Origin of the sequence: Corynebacterium sp. KPL2850, assembly GCF_040225855.1 — a bacterium.
In the GTDB taxonomy this organism is placed as follows: Bacteria; Actinomycetota; Actinomycetes; order Mycobacteriales; family Mycobacteriaceae; genus Corynebacterium.
Map to the genome: position 1 here is coordinate 120,900 of NZ_JBEHFV010000003.1, position 15,390 is coordinate 136,289.

The following is a 15,390-nucleotide window of genomic DNA, read 5'->3' on the forward strand; positions in this document are numbered from 1 at the left end:
CAGGCGCACACGAAGAGTGTTCGCCACCACAGTGATTCCAAGAAACCAATTAGAAAGGGATCCATTAATGTCTAAGGATTTTGCGGTAACTAACCCCGCTACCAATGAAGTAGTAGAGAAATTCGACACCCTTACCGATGAGCAGGTTCAAGAGGTTCTGGCTAAGTCCAACGAGGCTTTCCAGACCTGGCGCGAGACCCCAATTGAGGAGCGCGCAAAGATTGTGTCCCGCGCAGCGGAGCTGCTTAAGGAGCGCAAGGGCGAGTTAGCTCAGATTGCCGCACAGGAGATGGGTAAGTCCACCCCAGAAGGCGAGTGGGAAATTAACTTCTCCGGCGACATCCTGCAGTTCTACGCAGACAACGCCCCAGAGCACAACAAGGACCAGCCGGTTGACGTGCCAGGTGGTAAGGCCACCCTCCGTCGCCTGCCGATTGGTACCCTGCTGGGCATTATGCCGTGGAACTACCCCTTCTACCAGGTTGCCCGCTTCGCCGGCCCGAACCTGATGAACGGCAACTGCATTATCTTGAAGCACGCCGAAATTACCCCGAAGTCTGCTGCAGCCATCGAGGAGATCTTCCGCGAGGCTGGTCTGCCAGAGGGCGTATACATTAACGCTTACGCAAACCACGAGCAGATTGAAGAGATCATCGCGGACAAGCGTGTCCAGGGTGTATCCCTGACCGGTTCTGAGCGCGCTGGTGCCGCTGTGGCTGAGACCGCCGGCCGCAACCTGAAGAAGGTTGTGCTGGAGCTTGGCAGCACCGACCCTTACATCATCCTGGATGCAGCCGATGTCACCAAGGCTGCCGAGGAAGCTTGGGTTAAGCGCATCGAGAACGTCGGCCAGGCTTGTACCTCCAACAAGCGCATCATCGTCATGGACGACATTTACGACGAGTTCGTTGATGAAATGGTCCGCATTGCTGAGGGCATGAAGCAGGCTGACCCAACCCAGCCGGGCGATAACCAGTACTACCCAATGTCCTCCCGCGATGCCGCAGAGAACTTGGACAAGCAGGTTAAGACCGCTGTGGAAAACGGCGCTAAGGTTCGCACCGGCGGCAACCTGCACGAGACGGCTGCATACTACGAGCCGACCGTGCTTACCGATGTCCCAGTTGGTTCCGACTCCTACTACGAGGAGTTCTTCGGCCCAGTAGCCGAGATCTACAAGGTTTCCTCCGAAAAGGAAGCTGTAGAGCTGGCTAACAACTCCAACTACGGCTTGGGCGGTGCCGTCTTCTCTGACGACGCCGACCGCGCTACCAAGGTTGCTGACCAGATCGAGACCGGTATGATTCACGTCAACCTGGGCCAGTACTACTCCCCAGTACTGCCATTCGGTGGCGTCAAGAACTCCGGCTTCGGCCGCGAGCTCTCCGTCTTCGCACTGGATGAGTTCGTGAACAAGCAGTACCTGTACATCAACGACTAATTGTTCGTTGACGCTCGCTCAGCGCTCCCTGAGCCTGCGGCGAGCGCATAGAGTGCAGTAGGGAAGGGGCCTAGCCTTGATTGGCTAGGCCCCTTTTCCTGTCCCCGTTGTACTTAACCTGTATCTTCCGCAACCCTCTGAACTCGAGCTGTGTGGCGTATACGAAAAATCCCGGTCAGCGCAATGCTGGGCGGGATGTAGTCTGCTCCTCCAACTGGGGTCGAACCAGTGGTAGTATGCTGGTAGTGAATCCGAACGGGCAGGGTAAAAGCTATTTTGATCCGCTGGAATCCGCTGTAATCTGTTGGAATCTGGTATTGGAGTACCACGCAGGTACCACGGGAATAAAGGAGCAAAAACCATGTCACGTGAGTCTTGGGGCATCATCGATAAGCTGCCGTCTGGGCGCTTTAGAGCGCGGTGCGCACGAGGGGGAGCGGTATAAAGCGCCCAACACTTTTGACACCAAGACACAGGCGCGAGCTTGGCTATCCACTCAGCGCACAGCAATCATCGAGGGGCGCTGGGTAGATCCGTCGAAGCCGATAGAACGTGTCACTATCCCCACTTTAGGGAGTATGCAGAGCGGTGGATCGCTAACCGCACCAATCGGCGAGGGCAGCCTCTCTCAGCACGCACCCGTGAGGAATACGAGCGATACCTAGACGACCGCCTGGCAGAGTGGGCAGAAACGCCCCTCACGGCTATCACAAGCGACGGTGTGCGTGAGTGGTACTCACGGAACATCGCCGACGGTAAGGAGACATCCACGGCGCGCCAATACGACTTTTTTAAATCGGTGCTGAAGACTGCGCTGGAGGATGACCTAATACCACGCCAGCCGTGCACCATTCGAGGGGGGCAGCAAGGCCAAGACGGGTGTTGATGTTTCACCTCCCACTGATGATGAACTTCACGCAATCATCAGGGCTTTTCCTTCTGAGCTACGGCATGTCATCTTGATCGCGGCTGCTGCTGGTCTGCGTATCGGCGAAATTCTGCTTCTCACCACCGACGATGTCACCATCATCAAGGATGAAAATAACAACGTTGATGCCGTCGTGATTGCTGTCACGAAAGGGGTGGTGACCCTCAAGGGCGGTAAGCGATTGATTAACGGACCTAAATCAATCGCGGGCGTCAGGACTGTGTTCTTTTTGGGGCAGGATGCAAAAGATGTCGCCAGCCACGTAGAAGCTGTGGAGCCTGGACAAAAATTGACAGAGATCACGTACGCAGGCGTGCGCTATCACTGGCTTTCTGCTCGTAAAAGTGCAGGTAGAGAGGATTTACACTTTCACTCATTGCGTCACTACTCGGGCACGCGCTTCGCCCAGGCAGGCGCTACTCTGGCCGAGATCATGGCACGCCTTGGGCATAGTAGTGTCAGTGTAGCAATGGCCTATCAGCACGCAGCAGATAGCCGGATGGATGAGATAGCACGCAGGGCATCACGACGGTGACCGGTGCTGACTATGGGCGCCAGGCATCGTGTGCAGTCCACAGCCTACGGGTAACCCAGCCCAGCACGGCAATTACGCTCACTGTGGAGAAAAGCACTCCGAGACCCCCGGCAATGCCGATAGCACCATCATCAGCACCCCAGGCACGATCCCACATGCCACCGATACCGTCAGGCAATCCCAGCGCCTGCAGCAGTCCCCACCCGAAACCGAAAACGGCAGTAGTGGCAACGCAGCCCACGATCACGGAAATCACCATGTACACCGCCAGGCGTTTTCAGCATCGAAGCGCTCCCGCTCCCGAGCAAGAGCCTGGATAGTCTTGTCCCACTCCTCACGCTCTCGAGCAAGCGCCCGCTGCCTCCCCTCGAGACACTCCAGTCCATCGGACACGGTACGCTGAAGCTCCGGCGTCAGTTCCCTAAAATTCCAATCCACCATCTCCCTCAACTGTGTGCGCAGCTGTCCGCTCAGCTGCGCGTTGAGCCGCTTCTCGACGCTGACGCTCAGCCTGGCTACGGCGTCGTCGCTGAGACTCAGTGGTCCCTCCACCATCTCGACCACGACCATGAGCAGCTGAGCCATGCTCTGCAGCGGCGTTTTCAGGCTCTCGACTGCGCTCGTGAGGTGACGGTTTTCCGCGTCGATGAGCTCCGGCATTTTCGCTGCGATCAGCCCGACCTGCTGCAGAGCCTGTGCCGCCCTGTCCAGGCTCCACAGCTTCTACGTGGCTGGCGACATCTTTTGCATCCTGCCCCCGCTACTAAGGTAAGCCCCCACCAGCAGAAACGCTGGTGGGGGCTTAGCCTTTTGGCTAAAACTGCCTTATGTAACGCTAGATGTAACTTAAGACGGTGGAATCTGTCGCAGCTCAAACCTGAAGTCGCTCGGGCGAATGGCAAATCGACGATCGCCCCGACTGGCCCCGAGACAGGGGAAAGCAAGGGGCGAAGTTCTTTAATCACTCACGGATGAAAACTCTTTTGGGGTCGTAGATCTCCGTACAGACGCGGCAGAGCCGCCTCGCGGCGCTACCGCGAGGCGTCGTTCCTCCCCGTGCAGTCGCCGTCCGAGGCGCAGCTGCGTTTCGAGCTTCAGCGGGTGCGCGAGGGCAAGCAGCTCCTGCGAACCTGCCGAATCCGGGTTGGACTGCTTCAGTCCAACGCGGTTTTCGTGTTCGGCCGGCCTGGGTTTTGCCGGGCGGTTTCGGCGTTGGTCGGAAGGGAGCGGACTGCTTCAGACCAAACCTTCACCACCGGTAGTCGAGGAACTTGCCGTCGAGGGTGATCACCACGCGGTCGCCATCCGGGTCCGGGCGCCGGGAGAAGTCGACCTTGAAGTTGATGGCGGACATGATGCCGTCGCCGAACTCCTCGTGGATCAATGCCTTGAAGGCGGGGCCGTAGACGTTGAGTGCCTCGTGGAAGCGGTAGATCGTCGGGTCGGAGGCGAGGTCGGGGGAGGCCACGCGGTAGGGCTGGAGTTGGAGGGACTCGACGACGTCGTTGTCGAGGTCAAGCAGGGTGCCAATGGCCTCTGCGTCGGCAGCGCTCAGTGGGTGTTGACCCAGCAGGGCGGCCGTGGCCCAAACCAGCGGCTTGTCGATGGCCTCGGCAAGGTCCTCCCACGTCTTTCCGCCGCGTATTCGTGCGGCGTCGACGATTCGGCCGGCCTGGGTCTTGTCGAGGATTTCACGGCTTGAGTGCTCGGGCATGGCGGTGACCTGCTTTCAAAGAGGGTGGGCAAACGGGCGTCGAAAAGCGAAAGAAGAGCGTTGAGAGTGGCGCAAAACATACTTTAAACCAATTGACCAATAGAAAGAAACCCGACTTGGGCCTTTTTGCTGTGAGGTATTGCATATTGACACGTAGACCAGCAGATTCATGGCTACCACGGGTGGAAAGTGTGCACTAAGGGGGTGGGTTTCGGGGTGGGCGGTTAGATTGATTTTCATGAGCCCGTATATCCGCACCGTGCGCACCGCCTTCGGGTCGACTGCCGTGCAGGTCGTGTATTCGCAGAAACGCGGCGCCAAGACCATGAAACATCTCGGTTCGGCGCACACTGACGAAGATCTTGCGCTGCTTTAGGCCTAGGACCAGTGTCTTCTTGACGGCGACCAGGTGAGCCTGGATCTTGGTGTGGACACCACACCCGCCGGCAGCGGATCCGCCGATGCGCCGGTGCCGATCACCTCCGAGCGCGCCGGCCGCCTCCTCGAGGTCATCCGTGCCGCGTACAGCGAGCTGGGTTTCGATGAGGCACCAGGGATGATCAGGTGTTTTTGACCTCGTCACCGCCCGGATCGTGCAGGCAGGATCGAAGGTCGACAGCATTGAGACACTGGCGGAACTCGGTGTGGCCTTCGCCAGCTACCGCACCATCCAACGACACCTGCCGGCCTACGCCACCGACGACTTCCGCGACCGGCTTACCCAGGCTTGCGCGAACCATGCCGGGATCGCACCCGGTGTCCTGGTTCTTTACGACGTGACCACCGTGTACTTTGAAACCGATGAGGGCGATAAGTTCCGCAAGCCGGGCTTTTCCAAAAACGCAGGCTCGAGCCGCAGATCACCGTCGGCCTGCTGGCGGATGCCCGGGGCTTCCCGCTGGCCGTGGGTGCGTTTGAGGGGGAACATGGCTCAAACACGCACCATGTTTCCTATGATCAGAAACGTCCAGGACGCCTACGGCGTGGAAGAGGTCACCGTTGTCGTCGACGCCGGGATGTTCTCTGCCGGCAACAAGGTCTCGATCATCGAGGCCGGCCTGCACTGCATCCTCGGAGTGAAATTCAACGACATCCCCTATCCGGTGGCGCAGTGGCGCAAGAACAACCCCGGCCAGGACTATGAGGACCAGCAGATCTGGACGTGAGCCGACCGGACGGGCCGTGGCCCAGGCGGTGTGCCGCATTCGGTCACCTACTACCGGTACTCCTGAGACAGAGCACGCCGCACGTTGAAGGGTATTGATGAGCAGGTCGCCAAAGCGGAGAAGGCCGTGGCCGGGAAGTTGCCGGTCAAGCGCAACCGGTTCGTGGATCTCAAGGCGCCGAATAAGCAGGTCAACTGGGCGTTGGTGACCAAGAACAAGGCCCTGGCCGAGCTCAAGGGGTACCAGACGTCCCGGGTGGATCTGCCTGCCGAACAGGTGATCCACGCCTACCGGCAGATGTTGAAGATTTAAGAAGGCGTTTCGGATGTCGAAGTCCGATCTCGAGGCCTGGCCGATCTACCACCACAAGCGGGAATCCATCGAGGCGCACCTAAGTGTGGTGATGGCGGCGATGGCTGTGGGGCATCTGCTGGAGGAGCGCTCGGGGTTGTCGTTGAAGCGGCTGGTGCGGACGTTGCGGAGGTACCAGACCTTCCAGGTGCAGGTGGCGGGGCAGACGATCCATGCTGCTTCGCCGGTACCTGATGACGTCACGGAACTGCTGAGACGGCTGGGTTCAGGGAACCAAGGTGTGCACTAATATGGCCTAAGTCTGTTATGTCCACAAAGTCCCTAGACTCCGAGTCCAAAAAGTAGCTGGACTCCAAGTCCAAAAACCTCATGGACATAACACGCCTAGCAAAAGACAGCAGGGCTATCCTGCATACTCCACTATACCCGCTATTATCCGGTACGGGAAGGGGTACAGAACACAGGCCGATCGAACGCAATTGCTAAAAGGTCATTTTTGATGCCGGTTGCATCGTCGGGCGTGTGTGTTCCTCCGAATCCATACTTATTTTGCCGCAGAATAAGTATGCGCAGCTCAGCGGGTGTTTTTCTCATACCTCTTTTCCAAACACGCAGGTCAGTCTCTGCGAGATTCCATACTTTTTCCTCGGGGCCGGAAAAATAAGTATGAAAATAGGAGAGATTCCACCCCCTCTGACCTGCGCATACCTATTTTCGCTGTGTCGCCCAGAAAAAATAAGTATGGAGCGAAACCACTGCTGAGCTGGATAAACGACTACTTTTACCCCTTCCATACTTATTCTGCGTGCTTTTCACTCAGACCTTTTTATAGGGGAGAGACATGTTGTAAAAATGTGACATAGAGCACACTGCGAAATCTTGATGTAGGTTGAGGGGGTCGAAAACATGTTCGCATTTTGGGAAATGGTGGTATCGGTGGCATGTGGCGTCACCATGTGTCAGAAGCATAAAAGCCGTGACCTGGTAAAACGTCACGATCGTCATGCTTAATTTAGAGCATTTTGGAAAGATGGCGTCGCACCCCTTATGCTCTTCTGCTAATCGCAAACGCTTTGACTTACATATTTGCATTCCGTCATTTTCCTATATGCAGGTCAACGACACATTTCTATCGTTCGTTGGTGGCGTCCCACTAAATCGACGTATCAAAGCAATGGTCGATTAATACCTCGGGTACGACGCCCGCACAGAGCAGCACGCTGCCGGAGGGCACGCCTAAACCGCTATTACCCGCCTTTGCGGGATCGCACGTAACCCGTTTTATAGCTCCTGTACCACGTGAATACCACGCCAGGCATAGGGTAGAATATTTATCGTTTTGATCTGCATATTCGTAGCTCCTCCAACTGGGCTCGAACCAGTGACCCTTCGATTAACAGTCGAATGCTCTGCCAACTGAGCTATGGAGGAATATCCATGTTGTACTTCGAACGTGCCGTTCTCCGTGCAACGGGAATTAACTATATAGGCTAACGCCGTTTTCACACAAATCGCCTGGTTAGCCGGAAAAATTGAGCTGTAGGATGTGAGGTGAGACCGGAGGTATCGGAAAGCGTATGGCCTGTGTATTCCTGTTTGGAAAGCACCGCCTGGAGCCTGGTCGAGGCTGGCCAATTTTCTCTTTTCCTGAACACCGTTCAATACGTCCGGTACCCTCAGATTATGACTTATTTCTCAGTGCGAATGCGGTCTGATTCCGCAGGCCAGCACATTTCGGGAGCAGAGCGAATCGTCAGGGAACACGAGGTTCCGGCGGTCTGTGCAGCGCTATCCGAGCGTGCTTTGGCGCACCCGAAGGGAATGGCGGAAAATATCTTCATCACAGTGGAGGCTTTGGCCGAGTCCGATATTCTGCACGTCCCTTGCGTAGGCGTAAAAGAAGAAGCGGTGCAATACCCTTCGCAGGCTAGGGACGTCATCGAGGAACTATTGCGCCCCATGACCGCTCATTCCCAGATAGTCATTGAAGAGACGTTTAGAGCCAGGAATATGCGCGGGGCAATGCTTATTGCGGCCGATACGGGCACGCGCTGCGAACCAGACGCACAGCGAGGCGTCCGCGTAAGCCATATGGACGCGTACGGTGCTACAGAGGAAGAATTCAAAGGCAAGGATGCAGCCCGTGAAGCCATCGTTCTGGCGAGCAAGGTTGCCGCGCATCCCGATGTCTTAGCAGAAGTCTGTGTATCTGATGACCCAGCTTATACCACCGGCTATGTCTGCGTATATGACACGTACCACCGCCTGCCGCACATTAAGGAACCAGGATCGGACGAGGGGGCGAGGGCATTCATCATCAAGCCAGGGGCCGATGTTGAAGCGTTGATAGATTATCTGGAAAACCGTGCCGTGCTCGTGGGTTTTGAGGCAGAAAAGTGAACGAGAGCCTAGAAGAAGTCGCATCTGCTCGTCTTGATAAGTGGCGAGAGGACGGCCTGTGGCGCAGTCCTTCAGTCTTTGCGAGCGGGCAAGTGCCAGAAAGCTCTCTGCAGACAGCCGCTGGGAAGACAGTCCAAGAAGCAGTGCTCTTTAGCTCGTCGAATTACCTGGGCTTGGCAGAACATCCGGAGATTAAAATCGCCGTAAAGGACAGCGTTGATCACTACGGCGCAGGTTCAGGCGGCTCGCGTTTGACCACCGGCACCTCTGAACTACACGTTGCGGTAGAAGCCGCTGCGGCCCAGCTGACTGGGTATTCAGACTCGGTATTCTTTGCCACCGGGTACCAAGCCAATCTATCGACGTTGCAGGCCTTGGCCTCGCCCGAACTCACCATTATTTCCGATGCGCGCAACCACGCCAGCATCATCGATGGCTGCCGGCTCGCAAAGGCCAGCGGCGCCTCCCTCGTCGTTACTCCACACCGCGATACCCGCGCTGTGGAAGATGCCTTGGCTACCAGGACCACCAAGTATGCCTTGATTGTTACCGATGGCCTCTTTTCCATGGACGGGGTGCTCGCGCCCTTGCCTGAGCTATCGCGGGTGGCACGCGAATACGGCGCATGGCTTATGGTTGATGATGCTCACTCGTTTGGTACCGTCGGCGAGCGCGGCCTTGGCCTGCCAGAATATTTCGGCGTTCAGCCCGATATTCAGCTTATTACCGCTAGTAAGGCGCTTGGTGCTGAAGGCGGGATCGTGGCAACGAGTAAGCCGGTGGCGCAGCTCTTGCGGCAACAAGCCCGGTCCTTCGTATTTTCTACCTCGCCCACGCCAGCAACATCGGCCGCCGTGCTCGCTGCGTTAAAGCTCATTGAGTCTGATCCCAGTCTGGTTAGCCAACTGCAGGACAATATTGCTTATTGGCACAACACACGCGGGACTACGCCACAGCAAGGGCCCATTATTCCCGTGCACGTGGGCGATGAGGCCGCCGCGATGGACGCTAGCGCTGCACTGCTTGACCGTGGATTTATCGTCCCGGCAATCCGGTGGCCCACGGTTGCACGTGGCGCTGCGATTCTCCGCGTTACCCTCATGGCAACCCATACGCGCGCACAAATCGATGCTCTCTGCACAGAACTTGAACAGTTGGGTTTATAAGTAAATCGCTCGGTGAGTGCGTTCAGAGAGTGGGCTCTCGTCGCATACACTGGCAGGCATTATGAGCAGCTTTATCATTGACTATTCGTGGCTCCACGAGCTGGTGCTCTACGGGCGTGACGCTGAGCTATCTGCTGCAATTACCGGCAACTGGGACATTATTGAAGCCATATGGGACTTGGAAGAAAAGTACGCCTTAAATGATTCCGGTTTCTTTGGCGGCGATAACTGGGTTGCGCGCTTTGAGTCGGGCCTCGACGATGGCGGCCCGCTGGATATGGAGCTATTGGACGAAGAAGATACTTCAGTGATACTCGAGCTCTCCGTCACTGGTGACGATGAAGAGACAATGGAGCACGCGCTTATCGATGCCACCGAGACCATCACCTGGCATTTATCCGACTGGGGCTTCGAAGACATCGAGTGGACCGCGATGCAGTGAGAAAAAGAGGTTCCGCCAGCTGGACTGGAGATACTCGATGGCGGTTGATCGTTGGTGAAGAACCCAAGCGATGTGGCTACTGCTCTATTGAAAATTGTCAGCGGGACCAGTTAAGCTTTCATTACGACGAGCTGGATACCGGAACGATGTCGCCTGGAGCCGCGTAGGCTCCAGAGCTTTATTTGGGACTTCATACTTACGCTTATGTGAAGTTTCCCGAGTTTTGTTCCTAGGCATTTGCCTTGATTTCTAATATCTCTTGTGGCGGGTTCTGCTTCCATAATCCTGTTTCAGGCTCGTTGGGGTTGATATCCCAAGCTCTGGTGGAGTCTGGTCTCAGGTCAGCTTGACACTCGCTCAAACCTGACAACTTCAATCTCGATTGAGGTTGCCCTCGTTTGGTGGACACCCGATTAGTGCGGATCTTGTGTCCGTAAGAGAGGATGTTCATTGTGAGTCAACAACGCCAGAAATACACACCTGAGTATCGACGCGAAGCCGCGAACCTGGTAATCGAATCGCAGCGCCCAATTGCTCATGTAGCGAAAGAAATTGGTGTCGCACCAGGTCTTTTAGGCCGATGGGTGAAAAATGAGCGTCAACGCCTAAGGATCCTCCGATGGGCTACGCGAAGCGGATCTTCGTGCGGAGAACGCTCGTCTGCGTCGTGAGTTGGCTGAAGCCAAGATGGATAACGAGCTTTTGTCACAAGCGACAGCCTTCTTCGCTTTAAGGCAACGCGAACAGAAAAGTTCGAATTAATGTAGCCAGAGCAAGGCGAACTACAGCATCAAACGCATGGCACGACTATTAAAAGTGTCTCGGTCTGAATACTACAAATGGACCCATATACAGCAGCAACGCTTAACCGGTAAGGATGATCGTGCATCATTTTACAATGATGTTGACCGCAAGATTCATCAGATTTGGAAAGACTCCGATGAGGTCTATGGTGCTCCGCGGATCACCGCAGAACTAGGTGAGCGCTACCAGATCAGTATGAATCGCAAGACTGTGGCCAAGCGGATGCGCCTGATGGGCATTGAAGGGATCTCACCGCGTGCTTTCGTTCCAGTGACAACGATCCAAGCCAAACGTAAATCTGCTCTTCCTGAAGTGTCCCAGGTTTTGTTCCGTTTGAGTAGATGGGAAAATCTGGAACATGCCAAGAAAATTTGACCAGGATGCAAAGGACCGTGTGGTCCGCCTTGTAGAAGACCGCATCTTGACGGAAAACATGTCAATGCACCCCGCGTGCCAGGAAGTAGCTCCAAAGCTGGGGGTTTCATGGCACATAGCTCGTCAATGGACTTAAGTCTGCTCGTCGTGCGGGAAACATCCCAGAGCCTGTTCCTGAAGACTTGGCTGCCGAAAACGCGAGGCTACGCCGCGAAAATCACCAGCTTCGAGATACCAACGAGTTGCTGAAGGCCGCGTCAGCTTTTTCGCGTCGGAACTCGACCCCAAACGTTAAGAAATGATCCGGTTCATCGATAAATACCGGAATCGTTTCTCTGTCGAGTTCATCTGCACTGGCGTTAAAAGAATAACCGGGCTCGCGGGTTTATCACCTCGCGTGGTTATCGCCAGTCCATAGGCCACAGCCCGTGGGCTAAGTGCTCGTCGCCTTCGTGACGGCGTGCTGGTTGAACGCAGTAGTGCCATTCATCGGGATAATGACGGTGTCTTAAGCGTGCGGACAATGTGGCATGCGCTTCACGGTGATGGAATAGATATCGGTCGTGAACACGCTACCCGGCTGATGCGCCTGGCTGGTGTTTCTGGCACAGGCAAAGGCGGATCACCTATCACAACCCGAAAAGCTCACGTGCCGGATCTGCGCCCAGACTTGGTCGATCGTGAGTTCAAAGCCCAGGGCCTTAAACAAGCTGTGGGTGGCCGACATTACCTACGTGCGCATGAAGAAAGGCTTCGGGGTCGGGCCCATGCGCACTGCAGGCATTACCGCTGCAAGCTCTCAATCAAGCGACCCAAGTGTGCGAGGGACACAAGAGGTCTTATTCACCATTCGGATCACGGCTCGCAGTACGTCAGCGTTGTCCACAACGAGCGTCTCGCCCAGCACGGGATTGCCGCTTCCACTGGGACTGTCGGTGACTGAAATGACAATGCTCTGGCTGAAAACGTTAACGGCTCCTCACAAGAGGCGAACTCATCCATAATCGCAGGTGGAATGATGTTGTCGAGGTAGAAATCGCCACATTTGAGTGGGTGTCATGGTGGAACGAGGTAAGGCTCCACCAAAGCCTGGGATACCAAACCCCAGCCGAAGCGGAAACCAAATTGTGGAAGCAGAACCCGCGACAGGGAATAATAGAAACCAAGGCACATGCCTAGGAACAAAACTCGGGGCACTTCACTATGTCGACTGGGCCGGTGACAAAGTGCCAGTGGTGGATCAGGCTAGTGGTGATACTGCATTCAAGGCCTCACTGTTCGTCGAGGTCAACCCATACTCAGGGCTGATGTATGTTACTGCTGCTGCGAATGAGAAGATGCCGGCGTGGATTGAGTGCCACATCAAAGCGTTGAACTATCTCGGCAAAATACCGGCGGTCATCGTGCCGGATAATGCTCCTACGGCGACCTACCGGCCGAAGAAGAAATCTACATATCGAATGGTCACTGACCGCTACGCAGCGTTTGCCGACTATTATGGGGTCACAATTGTGCCGACAAGACCTGGCAGGCCTCGTGACAAAGCGGCAGTAGAACGCGCTGTGAAAATCGTCTACACCAAAATCCTGGGTTACTTCGGCGATGAGGTCTTCTACAGCCTCAACGGCCTTAATGAGGCGATCGCTTATCGCCTTGCTGACATCAACGACACAATGACGCGGGCTGATGGCACAACACGGCGCCTGCGCTTTGAGCAAGAAGAGGCACCGGTGATGCGGGATCTTCCGCCCGCACCGTTTACGGAAGTGTCCTATAAGCGGCTCAAGGTCGATCGCAACTGGCACATCACTTGTGACTACCAGTACTATTCAGTGCCATTTCAGCTGGTAGGAGAATCGGTAACAGTCAGGCTCACCCCGAAGCTGGTGAGCGTCTTCAAAGGGGATCAGCTTGTTGCTGAACACACGCGCCTTCATGGATTTAAGTACCGTTATTCCACTGACCCCAACCATGGGCCCAGTGGCGATGACGAAGGCCACAAGGCGCTTACTCGTGATGAGCTGTTGGCTTGGGCCTCGTCGTTTGGGCCAGCAACGAACACTGTGGCCAAATTTTGGAAGACAGTTTAGCGAGATCCTATCACTTTTTATCAAGTGATTAATAGACTGCTAGCTCCACTTAAAACACCGATCATTCCGCTGCTCGACGAAAGACTATATGGTTATTGGGCCAGAAAAAGTAGCAGATGGCTAGGAACGCCACGACTATTCGCCCAACCAAGCTAGGGAAGAAAGCTGTAATAGCTATCGTTGCAGCAAAGAGGAAAATGGAACGCACACGATGCATCCAAGGAGATACCGCTTTTTCACCCATGATCATGGAAATGCCAAAAAGGATTACTCCCAATATTGAATAGAGCCACAAATATCCATAATTGAAAAAGTGTTCAACTCCATGTTTCTCAATAATATCCGAGGGGAATATAGTGACAAAAGCCCACAGAGATTCTGGAAAGCGAATAAACTTTGGATCTTTATCCATCCGCATTAGTCATCCTCAATCTCTGCGGTAATTGGCGGAAATCCCCACTTAGAGTACCAGGTAATACCTTTACCCTGCGCGACCGCCCCTGTGATTTTAGTAGCAAGATCGACAAAGTAAGTTGCCCCAAGAAGACCGGCAGCGCCAGAAATAGCAGCTCCGATCGGCCCGCCTGCTACAGCACCCCAAGCAAAGAATGCCGCCTCAAGAGCAGCTGGCCCATCCATTGCCGCTGCGGTAAGAGTTGCAGCCGCCCCAACCGTCAGATCGCTATTTGATATGTGGCCGAGCTTGTGATCATATGTAGTGACAATTTTTGGCTCGTTTTCCTTGTGCTGAACAACGCTTTCATCCTCAGCAAGCACTGAGTGGAAAAAACTGACATCTTTGTCTTCGAAACCATAATCACTACGGAGCTGATCATCGTTGAGATCGGACTTGAGGTTACCCTCATCGTCGTAATCAATATGTTCACCGACGTTACTAATTAGCTCAAGCCGCTTTTTCTCTTCAGGAGTGATATCCTTAAGAGACCTATCAAATTGCTCTTCAGACCAAACAGGAGTTTTCTCTGCTTGTTCAACCGTTTCGGCAGAAGCTGCGGGGGCAATACCTGCAGTGATTAGAGACGCAACTGTCAGAAGCGCGACTCGATTCATGATAGAACCTTTCTGTATCGATAGGCGGAACAAATCTATGATACACGCCATCCTGACATCCCGCTTCTCAGATGAGCCGCACCCTACAGCATGTGGAATGCTCTCGCTGGTGGAATGAGAATTAAGGGGTTTCCGATGTCTCATAAATGAGAGTTCTCGCCTATGATGGGTTCAATCACAATGACATTCGCGAATTGCTCCGAGTAGCCAGCACGGCTTGGAGCCATTCAATAAGCCCGACCCCGGTAGCTCCAGGGGCAAGCTCGAAGGTGCTGCGCCGGGCGAAGGAGCCCTCGGCGGGGGACTGCTCGAACAGCCACCAGGTTTTCCCGTCGGTGAGGATTCCGTTGTAACGGGAACCATCTTGGCTCATGCGGGTAGTGACATAGTCAGCGAGTTGGTTGATGTAGTCCGCGTCGGCGCTCTCGTTGGTGAGCCGCTTTTTTACTTCGATGACAGTGGCGCCGGTGACGATGTCGATTCGTCGGTAAGAACCATCACCGATCTGCTCTTCCAACCGTGGGGTATCCAAGTCGAAGTCGTCGGTAGTCAGCAGGGTCTTGATGTCGGACTGAATGTCAGCTTCAGTGCGCCCAGTGGAATCTGGAGACGCCAGGCGAGCGATCAGGGATTGTGGTGTGGTCATGGCTTTCTAAGGTGGGTAGGTAAGTCTTAGTTGTTGATTCTTTCACGACGTACCCGTAACAAGGGCTGGTTGGCGGCAACCAAATCTTTGATTTGGGCGGCAGCCCAACGAGCCGCAAGGCGAGGCGGGAGAATAAACAGTAACCCGTAGTGAACGGTTTTATTGGTTGATCGGCTGGGGATATAGTTATAAGCCACCTGGGAAAATAGAGAAAACCGCAGGCGGGCCCGAACCCCGGAAAGTGGACACGGGGATTTAATCAAGATGCGATAGTAAGTGTAGCTGATCCGGCGGCTTCGA

The 15,390-nt window shown here is 55.0% G+C and carries 16 protein-coding genes, 1 tRNA gene and 3 pseudogenes; 12 read left to right on the forward strand and 8 right to left on the reverse strand.

Annotated features, from left to right (window positions below):
- The first annotated feature begins 67 nt into the window (after positions 1 to 67).
- The 3 genes from ABRP93_RS01985 (at position 68) to ABRP93_RS01990 (ending at position 2,904) form a co-directional block, all read left to right on the forward strand.
- Entirely contained in the window at positions 68 to 1,441 is a 1,374-nt protein-coding gene (locus tag ABRP93_RS01985; RefSeq protein WP_023023352.1) for an NAD-dependent succinate-semialdehyde dehydrogenase, read from the forward strand.
- Between the two features lie 236 nt (positions 1,442 to 1,677).
- Entirely contained in the window at positions 1,678 to 2,106 is a 429-nt protein-coding gene (locus tag ABRP93_RS11690) for a hypothetical protein (RefSeq protein ID WP_502879643.1), read from the forward strand.
- 294 nt (positions 2,107 to 2,400) lie between these two features.
- Positions 2,401 to 2,904, forward strand: coding sequence for a tyrosine-type recombinase/integrase (locus tag ABRP93_RS01990; protein WP_349886692.1), 504 nt, complete (start codon positions 2,401 to 2,403; stop codon positions 2,902 to 2,904).
- Between the two features lie 10 nt (positions 2,905 to 2,914).
- Here ABRP93_RS01990 and ABRP93_RS01995 read toward each other — a convergent pair whose 3' ends face one another.
- The 3 genes from ABRP93_RS01995 to cynS form a co-directional block, all read right to left on the reverse strand.
- A complete protein-coding gene (locus ABRP93_RS01995) occupies positions 2,915 to 3,163 on the reverse strand; it encodes a hypothetical protein (RefSeq protein ID WP_023023348.1) in 249 nt (82 codons plus the stop codon).
- Positions 3,157 to 3,564 (reverse strand): hypothetical protein, encoded by a 408-nt coding sequence (locus ABRP93_RS02000; RefSeq protein ID WP_023023346.1) that lies wholly within the window; start codon positions 3,562 to 3,564, stop codon positions 3,157 to 3,159. The genes ABRP93_RS01995 and ABRP93_RS02000 overlap by 7 nt, the downstream gene beginning before the upstream one ends.
- A 589-nt stretch (positions 3,565 to 4,153) precedes the next feature.
- A complete protein-coding gene (cynS, locus tag ABRP93_RS02005) occupies positions 4,154 to 4,618 on the reverse strand; it encodes a cyanase (RefSeq protein ID WP_023023344.1) in 465 nt (154 codons plus the stop codon).
- Positions 4,619 to 4,856: 238 nt separating this feature from the next.
- Between cynS and ABRP93_RS02010 the strand changes: the two are divergent.
- Positions 4,857 to 6,385: pseudogene (locus tag ABRP93_RS02010) on the forward strand (IS1634 family transposase).
- A 1,069-nt stretch (positions 6,386 to 7,454) separates the two neighbouring features.
- Here ABRP93_RS02010 and ABRP93_RS02015 read toward each other — a convergent pair.
- Positions 7,455 to 7,527, reverse strand: a tRNA-Asn gene (locus ABRP93_RS02015).
- 252 nt (positions 7,528 to 7,779) lie between these two features.
- On the opposite strand from ABRP93_RS02015, the gene ABRP93_RS02020 reads away from it, so the two are divergent.
- The 8 genes and pseudogenes from ABRP93_RS02020 to ABRP93_RS02055 all read left to right on the forward strand — a co-directional run bounded on the left by ABRP93_RS02020 (position 7,780) and on the right by ABRP93_RS02055 (position 13,373).
- Entirely contained in the window at positions 7,780 to 8,496 is a 717-nt protein-coding gene (locus ABRP93_RS02020; protein WP_349886693.1) for a 6-carboxyhexanoate--CoA ligase, read from the forward strand.
- Positions 8,493 to 9,662 (forward strand): aminotransferase class I/II-fold pyridoxal phosphate-dependent enzyme, encoded by a 1,170-nt coding sequence (locus ABRP93_RS02025; RefSeq protein WP_349886694.1) that lies wholly within the window; start codon positions 8,493 to 8,495, stop codon positions 9,660 to 9,662. Before ABRP93_RS02020 ends, ABRP93_RS02025 begins: the two co-directional genes overlap by 4 nt.
- A gap of 61 nt (positions 9,663 to 9,723) precedes the next feature.
- Entirely contained in the window at positions 9,724 to 10,104 is a 381-nt protein-coding gene (locus tag ABRP93_RS02030) for a hypothetical protein (RefSeq protein ID WP_349886695.1), read from the forward strand.
- Positions 10,105 to 10,547: 443 nt separating this feature from the next.
- A complete protein-coding gene (locus ABRP93_RS02035; RefSeq protein WP_349853819.1) occupies positions 10,548 to 10,775 on the forward strand; it encodes a transposase in 228 nt (75 codons plus the stop codon).
- A gap of 127 nt (positions 10,776 to 10,902) precedes the next feature.
- Positions 10,903 to 11,157: pseudogene (locus ABRP93_RS02040) on the forward strand (IS3 family transposase); the annotation flags it as partial.
- 63 nt (positions 11,158 to 11,220) lie between these two features.
- A pseudogene (locus ABRP93_RS02045) lies at positions 11,221 to 11,419 on the forward strand (hypothetical protein).
- Between the two features lie 860 nt (positions 11,420 to 12,279).
- Positions 12,280 to 12,462 (forward strand): integrase core domain-containing protein, encoded by a 183-nt coding sequence (locus ABRP93_RS02050; RefSeq protein ID WP_156905836.1) that lies wholly within the window; start codon positions 12,280 to 12,282, stop codon positions 12,460 to 12,462.
- Positions 12,411 to 13,373 (forward strand): Mu transposase domain-containing protein, encoded by a 963-nt coding sequence (locus ABRP93_RS02055; RefSeq protein ID WP_023023309.1) that lies wholly within the window; start codon positions 12,411 to 12,413, stop codon positions 13,371 to 13,373. Before ABRP93_RS02050 ends, ABRP93_RS02055 begins: the two co-directional genes overlap by 52 nt.
- Positions 13,374 to 13,434: 61 nt before the next feature.
- Here ABRP93_RS02055 and ABRP93_RS02060 read toward each other — a convergent pair whose 3' ends face one another.
- From ABRP93_RS02060 to ABRP93_RS02075, 4 genes are all read right to left on the reverse strand, one after another.
- Positions 13,435 to 13,785 carry a hypothetical protein gene (locus ABRP93_RS02060; protein WP_156904619.1) on the reverse strand — a complete coding sequence of 117 codons (351 nt, stop codon included), beginning with the start codon at positions 13,783 to 13,785 and terminating at the stop codon, positions 13,435 to 13,437.
- Between the two features lie 5 nt (positions 13,786 to 13,790).
- A complete protein-coding gene (locus ABRP93_RS02065) occupies positions 13,791 to 14,444 on the reverse strand; it encodes a hypothetical protein (protein ID WP_023023305.1) in 654 nt (217 codons plus the stop codon).
- 175 nt (positions 14,445 to 14,619) lie between these two features.
- Complete coding sequence (locus ABRP93_RS02070; RefSeq protein WP_349886697.1) at positions 14,620 to 15,090, reverse strand: hypothetical protein; 471 nt, start codon at positions 15,088 to 15,090, stop codon at positions 14,620 to 14,622.
- Between the two features lie 26 nt (positions 15,091 to 15,116).
- Positions 15,117 to 15,390 (reverse strand): hypothetical protein (locus ABRP93_RS02075; protein ID WP_349886699.1); only part of this gene is annotated, 274 nt, incomplete at its 5' end.

Excerpts from the sequence above, each read along its gene's own strand:
- ABRP93_RS02070 (WP_349886697.1), bottom strand. The coding sequence starts at position 15,090 with ATGACCACACCACAATCCCTGATCGCTCGCCTGGCGTCTCCAGATTCC.
- ABRP93_RS02060 (WP_156904619.1), bottom strand. The coding sequence starts at position 13,785 with ATGGATAAAGATCCAAAGTTTATTCGCTTTCCAGAATCTCTGTGGGCT.
- ABRP93_RS11690 (WP_502879643.1), top strand. The coding sequence starts at position 1,678 with ATGCTGGTAGTGAATCCGAACGGGCAGGGTAAAAGCTATTTTGATCCG.
- ABRP93_RS02065 (WP_023023305.1), bottom strand. The coding sequence starts at position 14,444 with ATGAATCGAGTCGCGCTTCTGACAGTTGCGTCTCTAATCACTGCAGGT.
- ABRP93_RS02000 (WP_023023346.1), bottom strand. The coding sequence starts at position 3,564 with ATGCCGGAGCTCATCGACGCGGAAAACCGTCACCTCACGAGCGCAGTC.
- ABRP93_RS02030 (WP_349886695.1), top strand. The coding sequence starts at position 9,724 with ATGAGCAGCTTTATCATTGACTATTCGTGGCTCCACGAGCTGGTGCTC.
- ABRP93_RS01985 (WP_023023352.1), top strand. The coding sequence starts at position 68 with ATGTCTAAGGATTTTGCGGTAACTAACCCCGCTACCAATGAAGTAGTA.
- cynS (WP_023023344.1), bottom strand. The coding sequence starts at position 4,618 with ATGCCCGAGCACTCAAGCCGTGAAATCCTCGACAAGACCCAGGCCGGC.
- ABRP93_RS02035 (WP_349853819.1), top strand. The coding sequence starts at position 10,548 with ATGTTCATTGTGAGTCAACAACGCCAGAAATACACACCTGAGTATCGA.
- ABRP93_RS01995 (WP_023023348.1), bottom strand. The coding sequence starts at position 3,163 with ATGGTGATTTCCGTGATCGTGGGCTGCGTTGCCACTACTGCCGTTTTC.
- ABRP93_RS02020 (WP_349886693.1), top strand. The coding sequence starts at position 7,780 with ATGACTTATTTCTCAGTGCGAATGCGGTCTGATTCCGCAGGCCAGCAC.